Here is a 26,261-nt window from a genome sequence, read left to right on the forward strand (position 1 = left end):
ACCGATCCGATCAGCGACTACACTACCCCACAACCCATGCCACGATACGAAGTTACCATCGAAAAAGACGCCTGTGACGGCATCTTCGCCTGTCTGACCCGCGATCCACGATTCGTCGAAGGCGAGGACGGTCTCGCGACGATCGATCCGAGCGCGGACCCCATTTACGACTGCGAGGGCGAGGTCACCGACACCGCCGAGCGCGTCGTCGCGAAGTTCGACGACGACCGAATCGACGAAGCAAAGCAGGCTGCTGCAGCCTGTCCGACTGACGCGATCATCGTTGAGGAGGTGGGCAAATGAGTGAGACCCAGCCCACATCCGACGAAGCGCTCGAGATCGAGATTCCAGCCGATCCGCTCGCCGGCCACCCGGCGTCGGCGTACCTCTGGGGCCACGTCGCCGGCAGCGGCGACGTATCCAACGATCGGATCGAGATCGTCACCAACGACGAGGCGTCCGCACAGGTCCTCGCCGCGGTCGCCGGCGGCGACCTCGAACACGAGACGACCAGCCGCGAGTACGCCCACGATACGTCGATCACGCGCACGGAAGACGAGTACACGCTGTCGATCGGAGGAGACGAGGGTGACGAGAGCGATGAATCCGGGCTGCTCGGCCGCAGCGGCCCGCTGGGACTCCCCGTCGACGGTCGCGGGAACTACCGCTTCGGAGCCTTTGCGAGCCACGATCGGGAACTGATCAGAGGGCTTCTCGAGGGCTGTGGGACGATCTGTTTCAAGTCCTCGAGTGGCACCGTCGGAATTTCGTTCGTCCACGAGGATCGGGACCTGCTCGAGCTCACGCGAGAGCTGATCGCGGACTGCCCCGTCGAAGCACCGCTGGGCGACCTCGGGGAGACCTCCTCCGGCGGCTACTGGTTTGGCGTCGACGACGACGCCGCGCCCGCGTTCGGCACCTGGCTCTACGAGAACTGCGAGGAGACTGGGCTCTTCGCGCCGAGTCGACGTCGGAAACTCGAGCGAAGCCTCGAACAGGCCGACGCGTACGACGAGTAGCCCAGCGAGAATCAACCGACGAACAGCGATCGAACCGGACACGATCCGGCACCCCACAATGAGTACACCCGACAACGCCGACGAGACCACGTCCGCTCGCGCCACGGCCTTCGACGACGAAGCGATCCTGCTGATCGGCCACGGCTCTCGCCGCGAGAAGTCGAACGAACAGGTGCGCGAACTGGCCGCCGCCCTCGAGTCGCGACTCGGTATCCCGGTCGACGCCGCGTTCCTCGAACTCGCGGAGCCGGCGATCGACGAGGCCATCGCGGAACTCACAGCCCTCACCTCGCAGGTGACGGTCGTCCACTGCTCGCTGTTCGCGGCGAGTCACGTCAAGAACGACGTCCCGCTGGCGATCGAACAGGCCCGTGCGACACAGGATATCGAGATCAACAACGGCGCGCATCTGGGAATTCACCCCGCAATCCTGGACCTGCTTGACGACCGGGCCGCTGCAGTCGAGGAGAAACTGGGTGTCGACCGAACCGAGGACGACGTCGCCGTCGTCCTCTGTGGCCGAGGCTCGAGCGATCCGGACGCCAACGGCGACGTGCACAAACTGGCCCGACTGCTGTACGAGGGCCGGGCGTTCGACCGCGTCGAGGCGTCGTTTATCGGGGTTACGGAGCCGACGCTCGAGGGGAGCCTTCACGGGCTCTCGAAACACCGCCCGGACGCGGTCGTCGTCCTCCCCTACATGCTCGGCGATGGCGTGCTTACCCAGCGCGTGCGAGACTGGACGGCGGAGTTCGATGACGAGTATCCGTACGTCGACGCGCTAGCCGGCGACCCGCTCGGCACCGACTCGAGACTGCTCGACGTCTTCGCCGACCGGTGGCAGGAAGCGAGGACTGAAAGCGTCGAGATGTCCTGTGACACCTGTAAGTACAAAGTCGACCTCGAGGGGTACGAGGAGGACGTCGGCGGCGCGCGAGCGATGCTGCGAGCGCTGGCCCACCAGCAATCCCACGCGGATCGCGAGGACATCGACGACGAACCGCACACCCACGACGCACCGGAAAAGCACGTGGCGGTCTGTACCAACCAAACCTGTGCGAAGATGGGTTCGCCGGCGGTGCTCGAGCGGCTTCGACAGGAGGCCCGCGACTCCGAACACTGCGACGCCCGCATCACGCGGTCGTCCTGTCTGGGACGCTGTGGCGACGGACCGATGGTCGCCGTCTACCCGGACGGAATCTGGTACGGTGACGTCGCGAGCGAGGACGCCGAACGGATCGTCGGCGATCACCTAGATCGCGACCGGATCGTCAGCGACCTGGTCGATCAGACGCTCTGAGAGAGGTATCGTCACGCAACTACCGACATGAAACATCACACTGGAACGCATACATGAGCTGCCACGAAATCGAAGCGCTACGACTCGGACTGATGAACGTCCTCGGCGTCGGGGACCAGAGTACCCGCGACCACGCCGAGAAGGAACTCGAGGGCCATCTCGAGGGCCCCATCGAGGCCCTCGTCGAAGCCGAGAGCCTCACAGAGATCGAACGCCACCTCGACGCCGCACTCGTCGATTTAGAGGAGGAGGTCGCCGGAATGGATACCGACGATCCCGAGTACGACTACACGCGAGGACGGCTGCTCGAGGTCCGCAACGCCGAACGGACGATTCAGCGACTGACCACGCAGGGCGAGAGCATCGTCGACGGACTCGGTGAGTCCCACGACATGCTTCACGAAACCTTCCCGGTGGAGGAGTGACGATGGCCGAGACCGCGGATGCCGAACGCGACGACGAACGGGCACAGTCGCTCGAGTTTCGGTCGGTTCCCCTGGGCGAGATCGAGACGGCCCGAAGTCGCCACATGTGGACTCGCTCTGCGGTTCACGTCGCTTCGGGTGGTGATCTCGTCGTCACGGGCGAGTGGGACGGGACCGTCACTGCTCGCGAGATCGGATCGGACTCGGAGTCGCTCGAGAGCCGTTGGACGGCTAACCATCCGGATCACGCAGTTGGGATCACAACACTCGAGAGCAATGGCGGAGCCGTCATCGTCGCCGGCCGGGGTGAAACCGGGACCATCGCGGCCTATGACGCCGCGACGGGAGAGCAGCGGTGGCGCTACGACACGGCCGACGATCTCGGCGAGGCCGTCAAAGACACTGTCTTCTATCTGCCCTACGTCGTGGCGCTCGAAACGGGAACCGACGTGGACGGTACCGAACGGCTCTACGCCGCCGCGCGACGCTACGAACGCGACGGCGAGACCCGCCAGTGGCACAGCACCGTCTACGCGTTCGAACCCGACGGAACGGTCCGCTGGACCTACGAAACCGATGCCTCGCCGATCACGATCGAGTTGGACGATGCGGGTGAACGCCTCGCAGTCGGATACAACCGCTGTATGGGCGACCACGATACGGGGCTGGTTGTCCTCGAGACCGAAACCGGCGACCTCGAGTGGAACTGGGACCCCGGCACGGAGGGAGACCGACGCGTCGGTGACGTCTCGTTCGACGGCGATTCGATCGCAGTCTCGAGTCACGGCGACAAGCGCGGCTATCTGCTCGGACCCGGTGGAGCCGAGCGGTGGCGTGTCGATCTGGCGGTCGAGACCAACCTCGACGACGAGACGCTCTACGCGTATCCGAACCACGCCCACGCGAGCGACGGGCGCGTGACGTTCGTGACCGGCAACACCTACGCCGTCGAGAGCCGCGAAACCGAGCGTCGACACCCCAACGAGCACCGAATCACGACGTTCGACGGAGACGGCGAGTTGCGCTGGGACGACGACGTACGCGGGTTCGTTCATGGCCTCACCGCCGACGGCGAGACGGTCGCCGCGCCCTGCGCCCAGAACTTCCGCGTTCGCGACCCCGAGACGCACGCCGTCCGCTGGTTCGACCTCGAGTCCGGCCCGATCGGAATCGAACGCCTCGAGGGAATTGCCACCGCAGCCGACGTGGCCGACGACACCCTCGCGGCGATCGAGGAACCGGTCGAGTACCACGACAAAGGGCAGACGCGCGGCGAGTACGTCCTGCACGTCGCCTCGCTCGAGTAACAGTACGATTGTTGCCGGTTTCTAGACTGATACGAGTGCTCCGTTTCTCGCTTCCGTAGCCCGTCTGACTCGTGAGCGTTCTGTACGACTAACAGTCGCACACGCAAGGCCAATTACCACAACGCCAACTCGCGTCTGTTTGCCCGTATAATGACAACGGGCCTAGAAGATGTTGGCTCCGAGGAGTGTTCCGATCCGAAGGAGATCGGAGATTCCTCGAGTCACTGTCACGGCGGTGAGCAAGCGAAGCTAACGGATCGCAGAGTGATGACGGACGGCGGTCAGGCGGAGATGGCAGACAAAGGCGACGAAGACGAGAAGTCGGTAGCAGATAGTGACGAAGCGTCCGCAGACGATTCAGAAGAAGAAGCGGAAGAGGACGAAGCCAAAGAGGAGGAAGCTGAGGAAGAGGAAGCCGAGGAAGCCAAAGAGGACGAAGCTGAGGAAGCCGAGGAAGCCAAAGAGGACGAAGCTGAGGAAGAGGAAGCCGAGGAAGCCGAAGAGGACGAAGCTGAGGAAGAGGAAGCCGAAGAAGACGAAGCCGAGGAAGAGGAAGCCGGAGAAGAAGAAACTGAAGAGGAAGACGAGGACGCACTGGACGACACCGGCGACCTCGTCGAAGACGACCGTGAGGAGGGCCACGCCGACGACGCCGAAGTGGTGTACGAGGGCGACGACGCCTCCGGCGTCCTGCACCTCGATCTCGACGGGCTGTTTCTCGACGTACTCGGCCTCGAGGTGAACCTAAACCCGGTTACGCTCGATATCTCGGCTCGTCCGGGAGGGAACAACCTGCTCGGAAACCTCTTGTCCGCGGTCACGGGCCTGTTGGATGGACCCGGTGCGATGCTGGACAAGGCGAAATCACTCCTGAAGAAGCCGCTGGAGCTGCTCAAAAAAGTGCCGGGGAAGGCAAAGGAAGTTCTCAGCGGACTTCTGGAGAAGCCAAAGGAGATGCTCAGCGGATTGCTGAGCAAGCCGAAGGAACTGCTCACCAAACTCCTCGGTATCGGCGGCGAGGACGCAGAAGGCGAGGAAGCGGAGACGGACGAAGAGGGCGAAGAAACGGAATCCGGCGGTCGCATCGCCTCGCTCGCAAGCTGGTTGAAGGGAATCGTCAGCAAGCCGGTGAAGTGGCTACGCGGGCTCTTCGGTAGCGCTGACGAGGAATCGGCCGAGGAGGACGACGAAGCTGCAGCCGAGGAGGCCGAGGGCGCTGAGCCCGAACTAGAAGACGAAGAAGAGGCTGCAGAGGACGAGGAAGAGGCTGCAGAAGAATCACCCGGTCGAATCTCCGCTGCCGGCAGCTGGCTGAAAGGGAAGCTCGCCGGCCTCATTCCCAGCTTCCCGATCGAGGACATCGTCGCGATGGTCGTCAGTCAGGTAATCGAACAGTTGATCGAGCAGTTAGAACCTGAGGCCGACGAGGAGGAGAGCGGTGACCAATCGGACGCAGCGTCACAGGAGGCAGCCTAAATATGAGTGAAGAATCCGAATCCACGTCACTGGCACAGCGAATCGACTTCGAAAAGATCACCGAAAACATCGACGTCAACGATCTGATCGAGGGAACGCAATGGGAAGACGAGATCGACGAAGATCAACCGCTCGGAGAGGCCCTCGGTGCCCAGATCGGCGCGCTCATCGGCCGGAAAGTCGGCGAATCCATCGGCCGAACGATCGGGGACATGGTCATTGACGAACTGTTCGGACCGGACGAAGAACCAGTGCTGGAAGAGGAAGAAGTCGAGGAGGCTGAAGAAGCGGAAGACGAGGACGAAGAAACCGAAGCGGAAGACGACGAAGCCGAGGACGAGACGGAAGACGAAGGCGAGGAAGAACTCGAGACGGACGACGAAGCGGAGGAAATGACCGAAGAGGCGGAGGAGTCCGAAGTCGAAGACGCCGCCGAAGAGACGGACGAAGCCGAAAGTGAGGGCGAAGACGAGGCGAGCGAGGACGCGGACGACGAGTCCGAATCCGGCGAGGAGTCCGAGGCGGAAAGCGAGGATGAATCGACTGACGAGGACGGCGAGGACGAGGAAGAATGACCATGCTATCGAGCCTGCTTCCGAACACGGGATCGCTCCCGATAACTCGAGGTGAACGCGATGAGTAAGGGTGGCCTGAAAGAGCTGGTCGCCAGGGAGGTAAGCGACCAGCTCGAGGTGACCGACCTGCTCGGCGATGGAAGCATTGAGGACGGGATCGACGGCGGCGAGGTCGGTGCCGCGGTCGGTCGCGAGTTCGGCGAGCGAATCGGTCGCGAACTGGGCGGGGCAATCGGTCGTGGGATCCACAAATCGATCGCCGAAGGGATCGAGAAGGAGAAAGACCGCAAAGAGATTCAGTCGGACGTCACGTCGGCGGTCCGTGAGTCTATCCATGAGACGGTCGAGGAGAACGACGCGAAGGAGTCGGTTCAAGCGTTGGCCGGGGAGGTCTCCGAGGGGAGCGGTCTCGAGGGGGTCCTCGAGAGCGATGACGAACCCGAGAGCGAGGCCGAGAGTGAAGATGACGCCGAGGAGTCCGAGAGTAAAGCGGACGATGCGAAATCGGCCGTCGCGTCGGCCGCTGAGGATGTCGGTGACGCTAGTGGAATCAGCGATATGCTCGAGGGCGACGAAGAGAGGGAGGAGTCGGACGACGGTGACTCCGAAGCGGAACCAGGAGACGAGGCTGAGAAAGAAGACGAGGGAGAAACGGACGAAGCGGAAGATGAGGCCGAAGCAGACGAAACGGAAGACGAGGCTGAGGAAGAAGACGAGGCCGAAGCAGACGAAGAGCAAGCAGAGGAAGCCGATAGCGAGGAGCAGACGGAGTCGGAATCCGAAGGCGAAGGGACTGGCGACGACTCTGAGCCGTCGGTGGAAGACATCGAGGATCTCCGACAGGACACCCTCGAGGACTTCCTTGGCGTCATGTCCTACGAGGACCTCCAGTCGGTGGCCAAAGACGTCGACGTGAAGGCGAACCTTAGCCGCGAGGAGATGACGGAAGAGATCATCGCGGCGGTGACGGACGAGGACGACGAGTCCAACGACGAGAACTCGGAAGCGGAAGCCGAAGCCACGTAACCGACCGTCGTCCTTCGGGCGTTCACTGTCCGAGATCACCGGTACTGCGAACCGACGGCCGAAGCTGATCGACAGCGACAGAGAGACACTATGAGCCAGGACCTCCACGAACGGGTGAGCGAGATACTGCACGACGCCGAAACAGCGAGCGGTTCGATGATCACCGACGACGAGTCGGACGGTCCCGATTTGCTCGAGACCGCCGAGCGGGCGAGCGACCTTCTCGAGTCGTCCGACCCGGACGATCTCCTCGAGGCGGTCGAACTGGACGAACTGCCGGACGGCAGCGAACCCGATTCGCTTCCGGCGGCCATCGCACAGGGTGACCCAGAACAGGTCGAAGAACTACAGCGGCTGCTCCACCTCGGGAATCTCGCCGACGGGGACGACGGCGGTGCGCTCGAGGGTGCAGTCGGGGCGATACAGCAGTCGATCGACGACGGAGAGGGCGAGGAGGCGGACGAGTCTGAGACGGCGGACGACGATGGGGGTGAACCCGACGATGTGCCGGAGGCTGACGAAGAGGCCGGCGACGAGGACGCGGACGAGTCCGAGAGCGAAGGTGGAGTCGTCCAGAAGGCGGTCGAGTCGGTCACCGGCGACGGTGACAGCGACGCATCGGCTGACGGCGAGGAGGAAACCGAGTCCGAAAGTAAGAGTGGTGGGGCTCGAGAGGCCGTCGAATCGGTCGCCGAAGGCGCTAGTGAGGCACTCGGAGGGGAAGATACGGACGAGTCTGAAAGCGGAGACGAAGACGAGGGTGGTGTTCGAGAGACGGTCGAGTCGGTCGCCGACGGTGCCAGTGAGGCCCTCGGAAGTGAGGAGGAAGCGGAGACGGAATCAGACGACGCCGATGCGGGCGATTCCATCGGCGACAAGCTTCGATCGACGATGGAGTCGACGTTCTCGGACATCGGCGACGACCTCGAGGGGCTACAGGAGCGACTGCAGGATCGGTCTGCCAGTTCCGTCGGCGGCGAGACCGACGACGCAGACGATGCAGAAGCCGACGAGGAGGACGCGGAGGACGAAGACGACGGACTGCTCGGATCGGGACTCGGCTCGGATCAGGATCGCGGGACGTCGTCCGGCGGGGCGACGCGCCACTCCACGATGGCGCCACCACCCTCGGAGCGCGCCGATATGAAAGGCACCACCCGTCACTCGACGATGCCCGACAAACACTGATCGTCGCTCGAGTCATACCTCACACCGCCTGTAGCCGGCACAGGACCGCTGAACGCTTATCCGGTATCCCGCCGTTTCCGTTCGTATATGAGACACGTTAGCGAGACGCAGGTCCGCGAGTGGCTGGACGAGACGGCGATTCGCGACGTGACCGCCCACACCGACGAGGAGACGGCGTTCAATCTGCAGGTCGAACTCTCACAGCTTCCGGTCCACGTGATCAAGGAAGACGAGTGGGGTCCCGTCCGAATCGTCGGTCGGAGCGGCTTCGACACCGAGCGGACGAAAGACCTCCTCCGGGACGACCAGCGGCGAAGCGAACTCCTCGAGTATGTCGGGCCGATGCTGGCGGCGACGCCCGGCTTTTATACGTTTCTCGACTCGGCAGGGGAGTCCTGCCGGCTTCGACGTGCCGAGACCGTCCAGGTCGAGTACCGGCTCTACCCCGACGGGGCCAGCCAGCAGGCCCTGATGGACGCCGTGATGGCGATCGCGACGAGCATGCGCTACGTCAGAAACGTCGTTGCGGTCATTGGCGCTCGAGCGCCCGCAGACGACGAGTGACTGGTAACCTGAGTCTCGGCGGGTCGGATCACTCGTCTTGCTTCCAGTCGTCGATGAAGAGCCGAACTCCCATGATAGGGATGAACAGGAAAAACGCGAGCATCATCGCGCCGACGAACACGGCGTTGACGAATCGTGGAGAGAGTTCGAGCGAGACGGTCCCCCATGCGATGAGAAATCCGCCGCCAAGCGAGACAGCCACGAGGACGAGCAGATCCGTCCGATTTACCGGGACTTCCTCGGTCATACCTGCGCCTACGTCCCGCGACATATAGTGCTATGAGGTTTCGTCCGAACCGCGCGGTCGCGCCGTCCTGTCCGCATCGGGCGTAGGGTTTTGGTTCAGCGGGGGGAACGGAAGGGCATGTACGATTCGATCCTCGTCGCGACGGACGGGAGCGAGACGGCGACCGTAGCCGCCGAGCACGCGATCGAACTCGCTCGACAGGTCGACGGCACGGTGGACGTGATCGCCGTCCTCGAGAGCCGAACCGAGTACGATAACGCCATCGTCGATCCGGCCGAGGTCGATCGACGACGCCGGGAGCAGGCCACGGCTGCGCTCGAGGATATCTCGGAATCGGCAGCCGATGCCGACGTCCCGGTCGAGACGGAGATCCGAACCGGCGTGCCGTCCGAGGAAATCGTCGCCTACGCCGACGAGCAGGGTATTGACGCGATCGTTATCGGAGCGCGCGGCCGCTCGTCGCTCCGCGGCGCGCTCCTCGGAAGCACCGTCGACCGAGTCGTTAGAACCGCGGCGCAGCCGGTCCTGGTAGTTGGCGGAGCCGAACCCAGCCAGTAGCGCCTCGACTCGTTGTCGGAGGCCGAACATTTACCTCGAGTGTCGTCCCAGATACTGGTATGACGTTACTCGTTCCGTTCGATGCATCGCCGCTCGCGAGCAAAGCGCTCGAAAAAGCCTCGACGTTCGGCGACCTCCTCGACGAGGAACTCGTCGTGCTGACGGTGATCCCCGACGACGCGGAGTACGCGAGAGATCGAGGATGGATTACGGAGGGAGAGCCGTTCACCCCCGACGCCATCGAAACGGGAATTCGGGACCGGGCCAGCGAGATTGCACCGGAAGCGACCTACCGGACGGAGCGCGTCAGCTCCGACGAACCCACGGCGACATCGACGACGAACGTGGTCCGAGAAATCCGCCGTATCGCCGCCGAAATCGGTGCCTCGGTGGTGTTCATCGGCTCGGAGAACGCCGGCTCGGTGATCGCCCCGCAGTCGAGCGTCGGCAACCCCGTCGCCAGCGACCACCGGTACGACGTGTACGTCGTCCGCGAACCCGGCGAGGAGATCGATCCCGCGGAGCTGGCCGACATCGACTCGACGATCGAGTGAGCAGTGCGGCGACTGGCGCATCCACCGAGAACCGTTCTCGGTCGAGAAAAAACGGCGGCCAGAAATCGGACGCTGTCAGCCAAGATCCACGGACGGGAGGAACGTTTATTCCCCTGACTGTCCTCGATCGGAACGTACTATGGTCGATCGGAACGGGTGGGGAGGCGACCGTCCCGTCCTCACCGGATCCCGCCGCAGCCCGCCGCCGTCGTTCGTCGAGCAGGCGAACGTCACGGACTCGGGCATCTACGACGAGTTCGAAGCCAACTGGCCAAACTGTTGGGAACGTGCAGCCGACTTGCTCTCCTGGAACCAGCCGTACGAAACCGTCCTCGAGGACGAGGACGCGCCCTTCTATCGGTGGTTCGCCGGCGGGCGATTGAACGCGGCCGAAAACTGCGTCGACCGCCACCTCGAGGCGGGACGCAAGACCCACACGGCAATTCGCTGGGAGGGCAAACACGGCGATCGGAAGACGTACACCTACCGCGATCTGTACGTCGCGATCAACGAATTCGCCGCAGCGCTCCGGAACCTCGGCGTCGAGGAGGACGACGTGGTGACGATCTACCTCCCGATGATTCCGGAGCTCCCGATCGCGATGCTCGCGTGCGCCCGAATCGGTGCCCCACACAGCGTCGTCTTCGCCGGGCTGTCGGCGGATGCGCTTGCGACCCGAATGGACGCCGCCGACAGCGAGTTTCTCGTCACCTGCGACGGCTACTACCGGCGCGGCGACGCCTTCAACCAGAAGAGCAAGGCCGATAACGCCCGGCTCAAACTCGCACAGGACGTTCGAACGGTCGTTGTCGACCGACTCGGCGAGGACCTCCCGCACGTCCTCGGTGACGACGAGTTCGACTATCACGATCTCCGGGACAGGTTCGCGGGAGAGACCGTCGATCCCGTCCCGAGAGACGCCGAAGATATGCTGTTCCTGATGTACACGTCGGGAACGACGGGCGAGCCGAAAGGTGTCGTCCACACGACGGGTGGCTACCTCTCTCACGTCGCGTGGACGAGCCACGCCGTGCTCGATGTCAAACCCGAAGACACCTACTGGTGTGCGGCCGACATCGGCTGGATCACCGGCCACTCTTACATCGTCTACGGCCCGCTCGCGCTCGGAACGACGACGGTGATGTACGAGGGGACCCCGGACTACCCCGACCGGGATCGGCTCTGGGAGATCGTCGACCGGAACGCCGTCGACATCTTCTATACCGCGCCAACGGCGATTCGGGCGTTCATGAAGTGGGGCGAGGACTACCCAGAACGTCACGACCTCTCCTCGCTGCGGTTGCTTGGCAGCGTGGGCGAACCGATCAGCCCGCGCCCGTGGAACTGGTACTACGAACACGTCGGCAACGGGGAGTGTCCCGTCGTCGACACCTGGTGGCAGACCGAGACCGGCGCGGTGACGATCTCGACGCTGCCCGGAATCGACGAGATGAAACCCGGCGCAGCCGGGCCCGGCCTGCCCGGAATCGACGTTCGCGTCGTCGACGAATCGGGAGCGGAGGTCGAACCCGGCGAGTCCGGCTACCTTACCATCGCTCGCCCGTGGCCGGGGATGGTCCGAACGCTCTACGACGGCGACGACCGGTTCCGTACGGAGTACTGGAACCAGTTTTCGGACCCCGACCGCGGGGAGTGGTGGTACGCCAGCGGCGATGCCGCTCGCGTCGACGAGGACGGCTACATTACCGTCCTCGGCCGGGTCGACGACGTGATCAACGTCTCCGGCCGGCGGCTAAGCACGATGGAGATCGAGAGCGCGATCACCGGCGTGGAAGGCGTCGCCGAAGCCGCCGTCGTCGGCCGCTCGAGCGAGGCGAACGGTACAGATGTCCAGGCCTACGTCAGCACCGAACGCGGCTACGACGACCAAGGCGAGGTCCGCGGCGCGATAATCGACAGCATCGAAGCGGCGATCGGACCGATCGCCCGCCCGGCGGACGTGCTCTTTACGCCCGAACTCCCCAAAACGCGCTCGGGGAAGATCATGCGTCGGCTGCTCGAGGATGTCGCGAACGATGAGGATCTCGGCGATACCAGCGCGCTCCGGAACCCGGAGATTGTCGGCGAGATTCAGGCCGAGATTCGGGGAGAGTGAGTGGGCGGCGATCTCGTTTCGCTCTTTCAAATGAAGCGAAACGGCATAGCGGGGCGGTAACGGCGGAACAATAGCGTTCCGAGTTGTAATCGCCGGGAGCGTCGATAGAATTATATTCGCGGCACTTGAACGAGCGAACAATGAGTCTCGAGGAGCCGGACTCGGCGGCGCTCTCGCGGAGCCAGTACGAGTCGCTCCTCGACGCCGCCGAAACCTACCGCGAGGCGCTCGTCGTCCGCCTCTGTGGCGACGTCGGGCTTCGGCCGACGGAGCTCGCAGAACTCACCGTCGACGACATTGAACAGGTCCGCATCGATCCCCCGCGGTACCTGATTCGGGTGCCGGCCGTCGACGACGGCTCCGGACGGACCGCCTATCTGCCGACCCAGGTCGAGCGAGAACTGCGCCGGTACGCCCGGAGCAACGGGCTGACGACCGACGACCGGATCTTTCCCGTCACGGCTCGTCGACTCCAGATGCTGGTATCTGAGGTCGCCGATCGGGCCGCCGAGTTCCTCGACCAGCCGACGCTCGCCAACGTCTCGACGAGCGACCTCCGGCAGTACTTCGCTCGAACCGCGCTCGTCGACCACGCGGTCAACCCGCGCGTCGTCAAGACCGTCGGCGGCTGGCGGAGTTTCGAGGCCCTCGAGCCCTACCTGCCCGAGCCAACCGACGCGGAGATCGTCGACGCCTTCGACGCCGCGGAACGACCGTCGGGACCCGGTCGCGGCGGATCGGGAGCCGAAACCGGGCCGATGGTGAGCGACGACAGCGTTATTCGCCTGCTGCTCGCCGCGAGCGACCGGTATGCCCTCTTGCGACTCGACGCCGACGGCTACGTCGAACGCTGGAATCGAAGTGCGGCCGCCATGTTCGGCTACCGAGCCGGCGAGATCGTCGGCACGCATATTTCGACGTTCTACACCGACGAGGCCGTCGACGACGGCGTTCCCGAGCGGACGCTCACCGCGGCGCTCGAGGACTCCGGCACCGAGACCGACGGCTGGCGCATTCACGAGGACGGCACGCGGTTCCGGGCGACCGAAGTCGTCTCGCCGCTACGAGACGAGCAGGGCCGCCACCGCGGGTTCGCCGTCTTCGTCCGCGACGCCTCGGCCGTCCACGAGGAGATCGAGTCGGTCCGAGCGCGCCGGGACGAACTCGAGGGCCGCTACGCGGTCGCGACGGCTCACCGTTCGGTCACCCGATCGCTGTTCGAATCGACCGACCACGAGGAGATCGAGACGGAGACCTGCGCCGCGCTGGCGGACGGCCGAGCCTACGAATGCGCCTGGATCGACCGGGCAACGCACTCGAACCAGCGCCGGGAGTGGCGGGTCTCGAGCGGGATCGAACCCGACGCCGTCGACCGGCTGGTTCCGGAGCGGTGGCTCGAGGGATCGACGACTGACGATCTCGTCGACAAACAGACGGGTGATGAGAGCGGAGCGGCGGGCGACGAGCGCGAACTGACGGGTGGCGAACGCGAGATGGCAGTCTCGATCGCGACCGACGTTTCGCTCACGACCGAGCGCGACGACAGCGATGAGTCGAGCGACGAGCGAGGTGCTCTCGCACGCGTCCCGCTAGTCTACGGCGACACGGTGTACGGAACCCTCTCCGTCGCAACGGAGCGTGCGGGGGCGTTCGACGCTGACGAACGACAGTGGCTCGAGACCATCGGCCGGCAGGTCGGCTACGCGATCGCCGCGACCCGACGGCGGAACCTCCTGCTCTCGGACAACGTCGTCGAACTCGAGTTCGACTGTCGCGACGCCGACTCCGTCTTCGTCGCTGCCTCGCGGCGATTCGGCTGTCGGTTCGAACTCGACTCGCTCGTCCCGATCTCGGAGTCGACACAGCTGTACTACCTGCGTCTCGAGGGCGCATCGCCGGCCGACGTCTTCGAACTCGCCGCGGACGATCCCGGCGTCGCCGACTGTCGGCTGGTCGAAACCGACGAGGAGGGCTGGCGCGTCGAGTTCGTCGTCTGTGGCTCGTCCCCGGCGCTGACGCTCACCGAGTACGGCGTCACCGTCGTCGATGCCGTCACCGAAGCGGGCGTGACGACGCTGACCGCCGAGTGTGCGGCCGACGCGGACCTGCGGACCATCGTCACCGGGCTTCGGGCCGCGTTCCCCGACTCCGAACTGGTCGGCAAACGCGAGGTCGAACGGACGGTCCAGACCGCCCACGAGTTCCGCGAGGGGCTCGAAGACCGACTGACCGACCGCCAGGAGGCGTCGCTTCGGGCGGCGTACTCCGGTGGCTACTACGACTGGCCGCGAGAGAGTACGGCCGAGGAGATTGCCGACGCGATGGGGATCTCCTCACCGACGCTCCACAACCATCTGCGAAAGGGCCAACACGAACTTTTGCGAACGTTCTTCGACGACCCGACCGAAGACGACGGATCGGAAAACACCACGTAACGGTCCGGCGTCGACTGCCGCCGAATCGACACTACACCTCTAGAGCGGTGCCCTCGCATCTACGTAGTCACACGTATTGTTTGCCCGACCGGCTCGCGGCTGGTCCGCGCCGCCGCGTCGCGCGGCCGCCCAGCGGGGGATCGACCCCCAATATAACCGACTATAGTATCCTAATACAGTCAATACACCCTAGTTATTCGACCTGATTTTGCACAGCTAGATGCCGGCTTTACTATACCGGTTGTCTATTGAGTTGGTGTATCATGTCACAGGAGGATGCCAACCTCGAGGCCCGTCTCGAGGAACAGGAGACGTTCGAGCCCCCCGAGTCGTTCGTCGAACAGGCGAACGTCTCGGACCCGGGGATTTACGAAGAGTTCGAAGAGAACTGGCCCGACTGCTGGGAGCGGGCCGCCGACCTGCTGTCGTGGGAGGAGGAGTACGACACCGTTCTCGACGACGACGACGCGCCGTTCTACGAGTGGTTCACGAACGGGCGGCTGAACGCCTCGTACAACTGTATCGACCGCCACGTCGAGGGCGACCGCGCCGACGAGGTCGCGATCGAGTGGGAAGGCGAACTCGGCGAGACGCGCAGCTACACCTATAACGAACTGCTCGAGGAAGTCGAAGAGTTCGCTGCGACGCTCCGTGAGCTCGGCGTCGAGGAGGACGACATCGTCACCCTCTACCTGCCGATGATCCCGGAGCTCCCGATCGCGATGCTCGCGTGTGCCCGAATCGGTGCCCCACACGCGGTCGTCTTCGCGGGCTTCTCCGCGGACGCGCTCGCGACGCGAATGAACGCCGGCGAGAGTGAGTATCTCGTCACCTGCGACGGCTACTACCGGCGCGGGGACGCGCTCGATCACATCTCGAAGGCCAACGAGGGCCTCGAAGGCGTCGACCACGAGGTTTCGGACGTCGTGGTCGTCGACCGACTGGGCGACGATCTCGAGCACGATCTCGCGGACAACCAGCACGACTACGACGACCTCGTCGCCGAACAGGCAGGCGCGAGCGTGGATCCGGTCTCGAGAGACGCCGAGGACATGCTGTTCCTGATGTACACGTCGGGAACGACCGGCAAGCCGAAGGGCGTCAAACACACGACCGGTGGCTATCTGGCTTACACCGCCTGGACGAGCCACGCCGTGCTCGATGTCGAGCCCGACGACACCTACTGGTGTGCGGCCGACATCGGCTGGATTACCGGCCACTCCTACATCGTCTACGGGCCGCTCGCGCTCGGGACCACGACGATGATGTACGAGGGGACGCCGGACTATCCCGAGAAGGACCGAATGTGGGAACTCGTCGAGAAGAATTCGGTCGACATCTTCTACACCGCGCCGACGGCCATCCGCGCGTTCATGAAGTGGGGAGAGCAGTACCCCGCCGAACACGACCTATCGTCGCTCCGCTTGCTCGGAACCGTCGGTGAGCCGATCAACCCGCGGGCGTGGAAGTGGTACTACAAGCACATCGGCGGCGAGAACTGCCCCATCGTCGACACCTGGTGGCAGACCGAAACTGGCGGCATGATGATCACGACGCTTCCGGGGATCAACGAGATGAAACCCGGCTCCGCCGGACCGCCGCTGCCGGGAATCGACGCCCGGATCGTCGACGCACAGGGTGAGGAGATCTCGGCCGGTGAGGCCGGTTACGTCACGATCAACAACCCGTGGCCCGGGATGCTCCGGACGCTGTACAACAACGACGAGCGGTTCATCAACGAGTACTGGTCGGAGTACTCCGACGAGGAGGCCGACGAGTGGGTCTACTTCCCTGAAGACGGCGCGAAGATCGACGAAGACGGCTTCATCACCGTCCTCGGCCGGGTCGACGACGTGATCAACGTCTCCGGCCACCGGCTCGGAACGATGGAGATCGAGTCGGCCGTCGTCGGCGTTGAAGGAATCGCCGAAGCCGCCGTCGTCGGCGGCGACCACGAGGTCAAAGGCGAGGCCGTCTACGTCTACGCCATTTCCGAAGACGGCTACGAAACCGGCGACGAACTCGAGGAACGCGTCATGCAGGGCGTACTGGATTCGATCGGCCCGATCGCGAAACCGGAGGAGATCATCTTCACGCCGGAACTGCCGAAGACGCGCTCGGGCAAAATCATGCGGCGGTTGCTGGAGAACATCGCGAGCGGCGACGAGTTGGGTAACACCTCCACGCTGCGGAATCCGGAGGTCGTCGACGAGATCGCCGAACAGGTCGACATCGACTGAGTCGACCGACTTCTTTCACACGAAACCACAGTCACGAAAACACAGACAGCGACACACGGACAACACCACATGTCAGACAATAGCTCTCAAGGTTCGGAGCCGACCGCCGAAACGGACGGCGGTGTCACGACGGAAGCGTACCTCGATAAGGAAATAAATATATTCAAGCCAGCGACGCCGTTCATGCGAGATCATCTGCGGGTGATCTGGCTCTCGTTTGTCGCATGGATACTCGTCGTCTTCGGCCCGACGACGGCGACGCTGCTGGCGCCGGATCTCATGACCGGGACGACGATTCTGGGCGGGTTTCCGCTGCACTTCTTCCTCGCAGCGATCTTTACGCCCCTCGCGGCCTTGCTGCTCTCGGTCGCCTACGCCATGCAGCGCGACCGCCTCGACAGCAAGTACGACATCTCTCACGACGAGGAAACCGAGTCCGGCAGCGCCGTCGCCGCGGACGGAGGTGAGTCCGAATGATCGAGGCGGTCGATCCGGTGATCCTCCAGGAAACTGCCCTCGACGTCGGTGAGTTCAAACTGGTGCCGGCGCTCACAGTCGCCGCGATGCTGGCGCTGTTCCTCGGCGTCGGCTACTTTTTCCGGGTCGCCGCGGTTGACGAGCTGTGGGTCGCCGGACGATCCATCGGCTCGATCGAGAACGGGATGGCGATCGGTGCCAACTGGATGAGCGCCGCGTCGTACCTCGGTGTCGCGGCGCTCGTCGCGACGGCGGGCTACTTCGGCCTGGCGTACGTCGTCGGCTGGACGACGGGCTACTTCATCCTGCTCATCTTCCTGGCCGCCCAGTTCCGCCGATTCGGGAAGTACACGGCTCCCGACTTCGTCGGTGACCGGTTCTACTCCGACTGGGCGCGCGGGATCGCGGCGTTCACCACGCTCGCGATTGCGTTCACCTACGCGATCGGCCAGGCAAGCGGGATGGGACTGATGGCCCAGTACATCTTCGGCATCTCCTATGAGGCCGGCGTCATCCTGCTGATGGCCGTCACCATCGGCTACGTCGCCCTCTCGGGCATGCTGGGGACGACGAAGAATATGGCCATCCAGTACGTCATCCTCATCGTCGCCTTTACCCTCGGCCTGTACGCCACCGGCTGGACCCAGGGTTGGTCCACTGCGCTGCCGTACTTAGAAGCCGGGCCGCAGGTCGCCGAGGCGGCGAGCATCGAGGCCCAGTTCGTCGAGCCGTTCGCGAACGCGAGCTACTACGCCTGGATCGCCCTGGCGTTCAGTCTGATCGTGGGGACCTGTGGACTGCCACACGTCCTCGTGCGGTTCTACACGGTCGACAACGAGCGCACCGCGCGCTGGTCGACCGTCTGGGGCCTGTTCTTCATCTGCCTGCTGTACTGGGGAACGGCCACCTACGCCGCGTTCGGTGGACTCCTCTACGACAGTGAGGTTAGCGGTGGCGAGGGCTTCACCGGCATGGCCGGCTCCGAGGCCGACGCACTGGTCGTGTTGACCGCCCAACTCGCCGACCTGCCAACGTGGCTCGTCGGACTGGTCGCCGCCGGTGCCGTCGCCGCGGCGCTCGCGACGACGGCTGGGCTGTTCATCACCGCCTCTTCGGCGGCAGCCCACGACATCTACACGAACCTCTACAAGGAGGACGCGACCCAGCGCGAGCAGATGCTCGTCGGCCGCGCGACGATCGTCGGAATCGGTATCCTCGTCGCACTCATCGGCCTGAACCCGCCGGCGCTGATCGGCGAACTCGTCGCGATGTCCTTCGCGATCGCCGGCACCGTCTTCTTCCCCGTGTTCTTCCTCGGACTCTGGTGGGAGAACACGACTCGAGAGGGTGCCCTCTCGGGGATGATCGTCGGCATCCTGATCTCGTTCGGCGCGATCCTGAACGATACCGCGATCCCGATGTACACTGGCGTCGAAGAGGCGGTTCTCCCCGGACTCGCGACCTACCTTCCGGGGACCTCTTCGGCACTCATTGGCGTTCCGGTCGTCTTTGCGACCATCATCGTCGTCTCGGTGCTCACGGACGAGCCCCCAGAAGACATTAAACGCCTCGTTCGACAGTGCCACAGCCCAGAACCGATGAGCCAAATGGAATCGGCCGAAGACGCCGCCGCTGACGGCGGCGCACCAGCAGACGACTAACCATGTACGACACGATACTCGTTCCCACTGACGGCAGCGACGTTGCAGCGAACGCGGTCGATCACGCGATCGACCTCGCCGAAAAGTACGACGCCGTCGTCCACGCGCTGTACGTCATCGACACCAGCGCGATGGACATCAGCCTCGGCACCGAACAGGTCGACCGCATCCGACAGGGCAAGTACGACGAGATGCCCGAGATACAGGAGCGCGCCAACAAGGCGACCGGTAACGTCGCCAGCCAGGCGCGCGAACGCGGTCTCGAGGTGACCGAATCGGTCATCGCCGGCCAACCGCACAGTCGGATCGCGGACTACGCCGACGACCACGACGTCGACCTCATCGTCATGGGGTCGGCCGGTCGCGGCGGCGTCAAACGCGTCCTGCTCGGCAGCGTCGCCGAGCGAACGCTGCGGACGACCGACATTCCGGTCCTCGTGGTCGACATCCGAGAGGACTGAGACGCGGCCCCCCTACGGTGCCGCGACTCGAGTCGGGGTCCACCTCCTGTGACCGCTCGACTCGCTCTTTTGGTGCAGCGCACTCGTTTCAGGAGCGGTGAGTCCGCCGCGATTAGCGTTCCGAGGTCGCCAACTCGAGGCTCATAAAGAAGAGAAAGTAGGCGGCGATTCCGGCGAGCATGAACAGGTAGTAGGCCCAGTCGGGGCCCTGGAGGACGCGAAAGATGAGATCGACGACCGTCACCCAGGCGATCGCGAACACCAGATCGACGAGCAGTCCCCAGCGGTCCTCGCGGGCCTCCTGGATCCACTCGCGAACGCTCGTCATCGCCCGGTCACCCACCGGCGTGCGAGATCGGTCATTGCGTGATCCTTTCGCAGGGGACCGAAAAAGCTTATCGACGACCGGAGCGCCAGTTACTCGTCCCAGTAGTCCACGTCGTCGTCGATTCGGTAGTAGCCGTCGAACGTCCGTTCGTCGCGGCCGCCCGGCGGTGAGCCGACGAAGACGCCGAACTTCTCCATCTCGGGGTAGACGGTGATATCTGGTTCGTTCATCGTCGAGACCATCAGGTATCGGAGCGACTCCTCGCTGTCGTTGACGATTCGATGGCCGCCGCTTACGTCCGCCGGGAGGGTGACGAAGTCGCCGGCCGTCAGCGACGCCTCGCCGTCCGCAGTTCGGAGCAGCCCCGTCCCCGAGAGGACGTACAACGCCTCCTCGTTGGCCGTGTGGTAGTGATACGGCCACGAGCGCATCCCCGGCGGGAGTTCGTACAGGCTACAGCCGAGTTCGTCGGCGTCGACGGCGCTCGAGAGCTCCTTGCGCCGGAACGCGGTGTCTTTAGGATTGGGGTCGTACTCGGTCCACGCGAGGTCGGACTCGTTTACCTTCTCCATACTGTAACACGACAAGAGTTCAAATATATAAGATTTTGCCGGAACCGACGCGGGCGTCGAACGTTCGGCACGTGTGGTAACCGGTTTTACTGCGGCCAACACCACGAGCCTGCAAACGGACCCGCAACGACGCCACGGTTGCCGGTTCGCTCGAGGTGCGGGCGGCCCGAAAACGAAACCCCCTAACCTCGCCCGGGAGTCCACTCGAGCATGCACGACGACAGCGAGGTCGCCGTCCTCCGACTCGGCCACCGGCCCGGCCGAGACGAGCGGATGACGACCCACGTCGGCCTAACCGCGCGGGCGCTGGGTGCCGACCGCGTCTGGGTCCCCGACAACGCCGGCCAGTCAAGAGATACCGTCGCGGACATCACCGACCGATTCGGGGGTCCCTTCGAGGTCGATTTGACCGACTCGCCGCAGGGAATCATCCGCAACTGGGAGGGACGGGTCGTCCACCTCACGATGTACGGCGAGCAGGTACAGGACGTCGAGCGCGACATTCGAGCGGCCCACCGCGAGGACGGCGACCCCATCCTCGTCGTCGTCGGGGCCGAGAAGGTCCCGTTCGATGTCTACGAGGAAGCCGACTGGAACGTCGGCGTCACCAACCAGCCCCACTCCGAGGTCGCCGGCCTGGCCGTCTTTCTCGACCGGCTGTTCGAAGGTCGCGAACTCGAGCGCGAGTGGGAGGGCGCGGACCGAGAAGTGATTCCGATGGAAACGGGCAAGCGCGTCGAGTCGACGGACGAGGAGTAACGAACCGGACTCAACCGGACGGCCGGAACAGACGAAACGGGCGGAGCACTCGCCCGCCGACCGTCCGAACGACGTGTCGAACCATCGCGACGGCCCCCATCTCGTTCTCGTCGATCACGTAGCCGTTGCCGACCCGTTCGATCGGCCCCGACTCGCCGTGAGTCTCGAGGAGGCGCTCGAAGTCGGATTCGGTCAGCCCCGTCCGCGACTGGATCTCGTCGGCGGTGAGCGGTCGATCGGCCTCGCGAAGCGTCTCGACCAGCCAGCGGTTGTGCTCCCCGATCAGGAGCAGTTCGTCGTTCGAGATGTCCGCCTCGTCCTCGCTCCCCTCGTCAGGAGGATTGCCGTTTCGCCACACGTCGATCCCGTCGAGTACGATCCAGGCACCGACGACGGTGAGCGCCGGGCCGAGCCAGGAGCCGTCGGTCAGGACACCGTAGCCGCCGGCGGCGAGGACGATCGAGCCGAGGAGGACGGTCGCGAGCGCGGGTTCGCTGTCGAGTCCCGCGGCATCAGCGACCGCGCGAACGAGCGGTGCGCCGACGACGATTCCGAGGCCGAGCGCGATCGCGGTGGACTCGAGGCCGAGCGCGTAGAGCACGCCGAGGAGGACGACCGCACCGACGAGATCCGTCGTATCGATTTCCTCGCGAAGTCGTGCTGCGAACTGGTGGCCCATTTGTAGTATTGTAGATACTACCGCTCTTAACGCTATCGAGGAAACGTGGCCGTCCCCGTTCTCGAGAATCGATGTGGAGCGGTTCTCCCTATCGATCGGGAGATCTGCTCGCCGGTCGGCCCGCAGTACCAGCGACCCGAATGGATCGCGGCCCGAACGACCGACGAAGGGCTAGCTTTTCAGCGCCTGCGAACGCAGCAGGCATATGGACTCAGACTCGCCGCTGCCCAGGACCCCGATCGAGTGGTTCATGCTCGCCCCGGCGCTCGCCGTCCTCAACGGAGTCGTCCTGCTCGCGACCGGCCACACGCTTTTCGAATCGATCGCGATGGGCGTCTTCTACGGGTTCGCGATGGCGTTCGTCGTCTTGCTTCTCGCCGTCACCTGGAACGTGCTCCGGAACAGAAACGATGCGTCGGATGCGGATTCGGCGGAGTAACGGTACAGTCGCCTGAGGTCGGCTGGCGAGGGACCACCTCACCGCATTCGATAGTATCGCACGCCGTCCTCGAGATCGTACGTTACGGTGTCCCGACTCTCGAGCGTCCCGAGCGCCCCCATCGTATCCAACACGGGGGCCATGTAGCGAACGCTACCGGCCCGCTCCTCCGCGACCGACAGCGGCGTCGCGGGTTCGATTGCGGCGAGCGCCGCTTCGGTCTCCGCGACCAGGCTATTGAGTCGCTCTCGCGTGAGGCCGACGACCCGATGGGGATCCTCGAACGTCGGCCCGTGGCCGGGGAAGGCGTGGGTCGCCGTCGTCTCCAGCAGCCGATCCATCGCGTCGTAGTATCGGTCGACGCCGTCGTAGGTGTCCCAGTCGATACCGGCGTGGAACGTCCCGGCGCGGAAGGGCTCGATCAGGGCGTCGCCGGAGAGGAGGACGGTCGCCCCTTCGAGTGCCGTCTCGAAACTCAGGTGGTTCAGTTCGTGACCCGGCGTCGCCAGCGATCGAAACTCGCGGTCACCGACCGAAAACGTGGCGTTCGGGTCGATCGGCTCGGTACTCGCCGGGTCGAGCAGGTCGACGTCGCGCCGCAGCGACTCGAGTTCCTCGTCGACGATCTCTTCGCCCTTTTCGTCGGCGTACCCCACCGACCGCGCGGTTTCGCGTACCGTCTCGCGGACCGTCTCGGGGTCCCGCTCGAGTCGCTCGAGGGCCGCCCGCGGCGCGTGAATCGTCGCGCCGGCGTCCCGCAGCGTGCCGGCCTGTCCGAGATGGTCGCTGTGGGCGTGTGTGACGAGCACGTGGTCGATATCGCGAACGGCGTAGCCGGCGCGTTCGAGTTCGTTCTCGAGTTCGGATTCGCCAGCATCGGTCGGCGTGCCGGCGTCGACCAGGATCGGTTCGGGCCCGTCGATCACGTACGCGGCGACGTGTTTCGGGGGCCACGGCACGTCGAACTCGAGGCGATGAATCGTCGAAAAAACCCGATCGCTCCGACAGGCGCCTTCGGCGTCGGTATCCATTGACTCGAAGACGGCGGTCCGGAAAGGTGAATGTTACTCTCTATATAAGAAGTAGCGCGAGTACCCCGACCCACCGTGGTCGGGGGTGAAGCGCGTCTAACCCGTACTTTATCAATCACTGAACCGTACCCGAATACAGTGCAGTCGTCCAAACTCACCCAAACCCTGTCGTTCGGATTAGACATTGACACGGGGAGTGCCGACGACTTGCAAGACAGCTGTCTCGAAGCCCGACGCATCCGTAACGAAACCAACCGCCTCGATAAACAAGGCTGGGACTGGAAAGAACTCAAATCTGTCGTCGTGGACAATGCGGATCACGTTAAAAACACCAGTCAACTCATCGTAGACAAAGCCCTCGGTGAAATCGAAACCTACCACGACAACAAAGACAACAATTGGGGCCGACCATACCCATACATCGACGGACTGTACCCGATGGTCATGAACCATAAAGAAGGGTACCGACTTTTCCTCGAAGATGATGATACGATTCGGTTCCGTATCAGTGCTGCCCCACGCAACCACGTCAAAGGCGAACTTCGTGGTAATCCAGAGCATTTCGACCGGGTGCGAACCGCCCTCACATACGATGACTGGCGCGTTGGAACCGCTGAAGTCATCTACAAACATGACGAATGGCGACTGCATGTCACCGTCACACACGAATACCACAAAGTCGCCAGTAAAACAGATGCAGACACAATCGTTGGTGTGGATGTGAACGAGGATTGCGTTGCTCTTGCTGCGATGAATCGAAACGGCTCAGTAATGGACTCAGTGGTGATTGAATACCCTGAAATCAAAGAACAACGCCACGAGTTCTTCACAAAACGGAAGCGGATGCAGAAAGTCGGACAGACAGCATTTGATTTGGTCGTGCAGACCGAGGAACGCGACTATGTTCACGACTGTCTGCACAAGGTGTCGCGTCAGGTAGTTAATTGGGTGTCGCAGTTCACGGACCCGATTATTGTCTTTGAAGACCTCAAAGACATGCGAGACTCAATCGACTACGGAACGCGAATGAACCGCCGCCTACACAGCCTGCCCTTCGCCGCACTCCGAGATATGGTGTCGTATAAAGCCGCATGGAACGGTATTCCGTCGGATGATGTTGACCCGGAATATACGAGTCAGCAGTGTCCACGGACTGAGTGTCAGCATACCTCTCGGTCGAACCGTTATAAGAAGCGGTTTAAATGCGGTGAGTGTGGATTTCAGGATCATGCTGATCGGAAGGCGGCGGTTTGTGTAGTGCAGGAGTGGTTTGGAAAGCAAGATGGAAATGTGCCGTCTCTCGAAACCCTTCCACGGGTGTGGAAGGTGAGATGGGCGGCATCGGGTCGTGGTGGAGCGACCGACTCTCACGGACCTGTTTTGGGTTCGGGTGTTCACCGACACGGAACGTCGGCGCAAGACTCGCAGAGTCGAGTGCGAGAGGAATTAAAGTCCGTTGCGCCAGCAGTACAGGACTAAACACGGACGCCCCGCGCCACCGTGCGCGCGGTACTTCACCGCAAGACGGCACGCCGGGTCGAACCGGGCGCCGTGCGCGGAGCAGTTGACAAGCTTTAATGGCTCCATGCCGTTACACGTAGGTAATGGCTTTTGAGGACCTGCTCGAGGATCCAGTCATCCAGAAGTACTTGCACGAGCTGGTCGGTCCCAAGGGGATGCCCGTCGCGGCCGCGCCGCCTGACGGGGAAGTGACCGACGAGGAGCTTGCGGAGGATCTGGATCTCGAGTTGAACGACGTGCGGCGGGCGCTGTTTATCCTGTACGAGAACGATCTGGCCACCTACCGGCGGCTGCGCGACGAGGATTCGGGGTGGCTCACCTATCTCTGGACGTTCGAGTACGGCAACATCCCGGAGAATCTCGAGGAGGAGATGTATCGGCTCCACGACGCCTTAGAAGACCGTCGGGAGTACGAGCGAAACCACGAATTCTACCTCTGTGAGATCTGTTCCATCCGCTTCGAGTTCGGCGAGGCGATGGACTTCGGCTTCGAATGCCCCGAGTGTGGCTCGCCGCTGGAATCGATGGACAACGACCGCCTCGTCAACTCGATGGACGACCGCCTCGACTCGCTCGAGGACGAACTTAACATCGACGCGGACGCCTAATGGTAGTTCTCGCAACCAAACTCTATATCGAAGGCGACGCTCGCGATCGCGCGCTGGACTCGCTGCGCTCGCTCGTGAACAACGAAATTGGCGATCTCGACGTCGAGTTCGAGATCGGTATCCGCCACGACGACTTTCCGAGCGTCACGATCGAAGGGGAGGACGCCACCGTCGCGCGCAACGTCCTCCGCGAGGAGTTCGGCGAGATCGTCCCCGACCTAGAGCCCGGCGAGACCTACGTTGGCACGCTCGAGACGTGGGACGAGGACGGCTTCGTGCTCGACGCCGGCCAGGGCGAGGGCGTCCGGATTCCGGCCGAGGAACTCGGCCTGGGTCCGGGCTCGCCGATCCAGATCCGCGAACGGTACGGACTGGTTCAGCACCTGCCGCTGCGGTTCGTCTACGGCACCGGTAACGGCGACGACGGCGGCGACCCGCCGCGACTCGCCGAGGAAGAACAGGACCGCCTCTACGAGTGGACCCGCGGAAACGGCCGACTCAATGTCAACAGCGCGACCCGCGCGGAGGTTCGGGCGACGCTCAATCGTGCCGGCCACGCCCAGGACTACGTCACGGTCGAGCGGCTCGGACTCCTCGAGCAGAGTGTAATCTGCCCCGAGGACACCGACCCACCTGGCCTGCTGGCGAGCGTCGGCGAGTACCTCCCGGCGGAACTCCGCTGTGTCGTCCCATAA

Annotated in this window: 28 protein-coding genes; 23 read left to right on the forward strand and 5 right to left on the reverse strand. The window is 63.8% G+C overall.

Going from position 1 to position 26,261, the window contains the following annotated elements; translation table 11 throughout:
• Positions 1-36 precede the first annotated feature (36 nt).
• The 10 genes from NATTI_RS0104260 (at position 37) to NATTI_RS0104305 (ending at position 8,880) form a co-directional block, all read left to right on the forward strand.
• On the forward strand, positions 37-303 hold the full coding sequence (locus NATTI_RS0104260; RefSeq protein WP_006089290.1) for a ferredoxin: 267 nt from the start codon (positions 37-39) through the stop codon (positions 301-303).
• Positions 300-1,019, forward strand: coding sequence for a hypothetical protein (locus NATTI_RS0104265; RefSeq protein WP_006089289.1), 720 nt, complete (start codon positions 300-302; stop codon positions 1,017-1,019). Before NATTI_RS0104260 ends, NATTI_RS0104265 begins: the two co-directional genes overlap by 4 nt.
• Positions 1,020-1,077: 58 nt before the next feature.
• Entirely contained in the window at positions 1,078-2,319 is a 1,242-nt protein-coding gene (locus NATTI_RS0104270; protein WP_006089288.1) for a CbiX/SirB N-terminal domain-containing protein, read from the forward strand.
• A 53-nt stretch (positions 2,320-2,372) separates the two neighbouring features.
• Entirely contained in the window at positions 2,373-2,744 is a 372-nt protein-coding gene (locus tag NATTI_RS0104275) for a DUF3209 family protein (protein ID WP_006089287.1), read from the forward strand.
• Positions 2,745-2,746: 2 nt separating this feature from the next.
• Positions 2,747-4,051 (forward strand): outer membrane protein assembly factor BamB family protein, encoded by a 1,305-nt coding sequence (locus tag NATTI_RS0104280; RefSeq protein ID WP_027119053.1) that lies wholly within the window; start codon positions 2,747-2,749, stop codon positions 4,049-4,051.
• A 150-nt stretch (positions 4,052-4,201) separates the two neighbouring features.
• Positions 4,202-5,527, forward strand: a complete 1,326-nt coding sequence (locus NATTI_RS0104285) for a hypothetical protein (protein ID WP_006089285.1) — start codon at positions 4,202-4,204, stop codon at positions 5,525-5,527.
• Positions 5,528-5,529: 2 nt separating this feature from the next.
• Entirely contained in the window at positions 5,530-6,102 is a 573-nt protein-coding gene (locus NATTI_RS0104290) for a hypothetical protein (RefSeq protein ID WP_006089284.1), read from the forward strand.
• A gap of 60 nt (positions 6,103-6,162) precedes the next feature.
• A complete protein-coding gene (locus tag NATTI_RS0104295; protein ID WP_006089283.1) occupies positions 6,163-7,128 on the forward strand; it encodes a hypothetical protein in 966 nt (321 codons plus the stop codon).
• Between the two features lie 90 nt (positions 7,129-7,218).
• Positions 7,219-8,316: a hypothetical protein gene (locus tag NATTI_RS0104300; protein WP_006089282.1), complete on the forward strand. Its 1,098-nt coding sequence runs from the start codon at positions 7,219-7,221 to the stop codon at positions 8,314-8,316.
• Positions 8,317-8,403: 87 nt separating this feature from the next.
• Complete coding sequence (locus NATTI_RS0104305) at positions 8,404-8,880, forward strand: hypothetical protein (protein WP_006089281.1); 477 nt, start codon at positions 8,404-8,406, stop codon at positions 8,878-8,880.
• 28 nt (positions 8,881-8,908) lie between these two features.
• Here NATTI_RS0104305 and NATTI_RS0104310 read toward each other — a convergent pair whose 3' ends face one another.
• Positions 8,909-9,127 (reverse strand): hypothetical protein, encoded by a 219-nt coding sequence (locus NATTI_RS0104310; protein ID WP_006089280.1) that lies wholly within the window; start codon positions 9,125-9,127, stop codon positions 8,909-8,911.
• A 117-nt stretch (positions 9,128-9,244) separates the two neighbouring features.
• On the opposite strand from NATTI_RS0104310, the gene NATTI_RS0104315 reads away from it, so the two are divergent.
• The 8 genes from NATTI_RS0104315 (at position 9,245) to NATTI_RS0104350 (ending at position 19,629) form a co-directional block, all read left to right on the forward strand.
• Positions 9,245-9,685 carry a universal stress protein gene (locus tag NATTI_RS0104315; protein WP_006089279.1) on the forward strand — a complete coding sequence of 147 codons (441 nt, stop codon included), beginning with the start codon at positions 9,245-9,247 and terminating at the stop codon, positions 9,683-9,685.
• A 59-nt stretch (positions 9,686-9,744) separates the two neighbouring features.
• Complete coding sequence (locus NATTI_RS0104320) at positions 9,745-10,239, forward strand: universal stress protein (RefSeq protein WP_006089278.1); 495 nt, start codon at positions 9,745-9,747, stop codon at positions 10,237-10,239.
• A gap of 139 nt (positions 10,240-10,378) precedes the next feature.
• Positions 10,379-12,355 (forward strand): acetate--CoA ligase, encoded by a 1,977-nt coding sequence (gene acs, locus NATTI_RS0104325; protein ID WP_006089277.1) that lies wholly within the window; start codon positions 10,379-10,381, stop codon positions 12,353-12,355.
• Between the two features lie 140 nt (positions 12,356-12,495).
• Complete coding sequence (locus tag NATTI_RS0104330; RefSeq protein WP_006089276.1) at positions 12,496-14,790, forward strand: bacterio-opsin activator domain-containing protein; 2,295 nt, start codon at positions 12,496-12,498, stop codon at positions 14,788-14,790.
• A 263-nt stretch (positions 14,791-15,053) separates the two neighbouring features.
• A complete protein-coding gene (gene acs, locus NATTI_RS0104335; RefSeq protein WP_006089275.1) occupies positions 15,054-17,030 on the forward strand; it encodes an acetate--CoA ligase in 1,977 nt (658 codons plus the stop codon).
• A gap of 69 nt (positions 17,031-17,099) precedes the next feature.
• Entirely contained in the window at positions 17,100-17,507 is a 408-nt protein-coding gene (locus NATTI_RS0104340) for a DUF4212 domain-containing protein (protein WP_006089274.1), read from the forward strand.
• Positions 17,504-19,168 (forward strand): solute symporter family protein, encoded by a 1,665-nt coding sequence (locus NATTI_RS0104345; protein ID WP_006089273.1) that lies wholly within the window; start codon positions 17,504-17,506, stop codon positions 19,166-19,168. Before NATTI_RS0104340 ends, NATTI_RS0104345 begins: the two co-directional genes overlap by 4 nt.
• A gap of 2 nt (positions 19,169-19,170) precedes the next feature.
• Entirely contained in the window at positions 19,171-19,629 is a 459-nt protein-coding gene (locus NATTI_RS0104350; protein ID WP_006089272.1) for a universal stress protein, read from the forward strand.
• A 112-nt stretch (positions 19,630-19,741) separates the two neighbouring features.
• On the opposite strand, the gene NATTI_RS0104355 is transcribed toward NATTI_RS0104350, so the two are convergent.
• Positions 19,742-19,957 (reverse strand): hypothetical protein, encoded by a 216-nt coding sequence (locus tag NATTI_RS0104355; RefSeq protein ID WP_006089271.1) that lies wholly within the window; start codon positions 19,955-19,957, stop codon positions 19,742-19,744.
• Between the two features lie 89 nt (positions 19,958-20,046).
• Positions 20,047-20,529 carry a cupin domain-containing protein gene (locus NATTI_RS0104360; RefSeq protein WP_006089270.1) on the reverse strand — a complete coding sequence of 161 codons (483 nt, stop codon included), beginning with the start codon at positions 20,527-20,529 and terminating at the stop codon, positions 20,047-20,049.
• Positions 20,530-20,739: 210 nt separating this feature from the next.
• On the opposite strand from NATTI_RS0104360, the gene NATTI_RS0104365 reads away from it, so the two are divergent.
• Positions 20,740-21,288 carry a tRNA (cytidine(56)-2'-O)-methyltransferase gene (locus NATTI_RS0104365; protein ID WP_006089269.1) on the forward strand — a complete coding sequence of 183 codons (549 nt, stop codon included), beginning with the start codon at positions 20,740-20,742 and terminating at the stop codon, positions 21,286-21,288.
• A gap of 10 nt (positions 21,289-21,298) precedes the next feature.
• Here the strand turns inward: NATTI_RS0104365 and NATTI_RS0104370 are convergent, their stop codons facing one another.
• A complete protein-coding gene (locus tag NATTI_RS0104370) occupies positions 21,299-21,967 on the reverse strand; it encodes a hypothetical protein (protein ID WP_006089268.1) in 669 nt (222 codons plus the stop codon).
• Between the two features lie 205 nt (positions 21,968-22,172).
• On the opposite strand from NATTI_RS0104370, the gene NATTI_RS0104375 reads away from it, so the two are divergent.
• Complete coding sequence (locus NATTI_RS0104375) at positions 22,173-22,406, forward strand: hypothetical protein (RefSeq protein ID WP_006089267.1); 234 nt, start codon at positions 22,173-22,175, stop codon at positions 22,404-22,406.
• 38 nt (positions 22,407-22,444) lie between these two features.
• Here the strand turns inward: NATTI_RS0104375 and NATTI_RS0104380 are convergent, their stop codons facing one another.
• Positions 22,445-23,437, reverse strand: a complete 993-nt coding sequence (locus tag NATTI_RS0104380) for an MBL fold metallo-hydrolase (protein ID WP_006089266.1) — start codon at positions 23,435-23,437, stop codon at positions 22,445-22,447.
• Between the two features lie 138 nt (positions 23,438-23,575).
• On the opposite strand from NATTI_RS0104380, the gene NATTI_RS25990 reads away from it, so the two are divergent.
• From NATTI_RS25990 to NATTI_RS0104395, 3 genes are all read left to right on the forward strand, one after another.
• Positions 23,576-24,916, forward strand: coding sequence for an RNA-guided endonuclease TnpB family protein (locus tag NATTI_RS25990; protein ID WP_027119054.1), 1,341 nt, complete (start codon positions 23,576-23,578; stop codon positions 24,914-24,916).
• Positions 24,917-25,041: 125 nt separating this feature from the next.
• The gene (locus NATTI_RS0104390) at positions 25,042-25,566 is read left to right on the forward strand and encodes a transcription factor TFIIE subunit alpha (RefSeq protein WP_006089263.1); all 525 of its coding nucleotides are present in this window, start codon (positions 25,042-25,044) and stop codon (positions 25,564-25,566) included.
• Positions 25,566-26,261 carry a DUF2110 family protein gene (locus NATTI_RS0104395; RefSeq protein WP_006089262.1) on the forward strand — a complete coding sequence of 232 codons (696 nt, stop codon included), beginning with the start codon at positions 25,566-25,568 and terminating at the stop codon, positions 26,259-26,261. Before NATTI_RS0104390 ends, NATTI_RS0104395 begins: the two co-directional genes overlap by 1 nt.

It is taken from the genome of Natronorubrum tibetense GA33 (assembly GCF_000383975.1).
In the GTDB taxonomy this organism is placed as follows: Archaea; Halobacteriota; Halobacteria; order Halobacteriales; family Natrialbaceae; genus Natronorubrum; species Natronorubrum tibetense.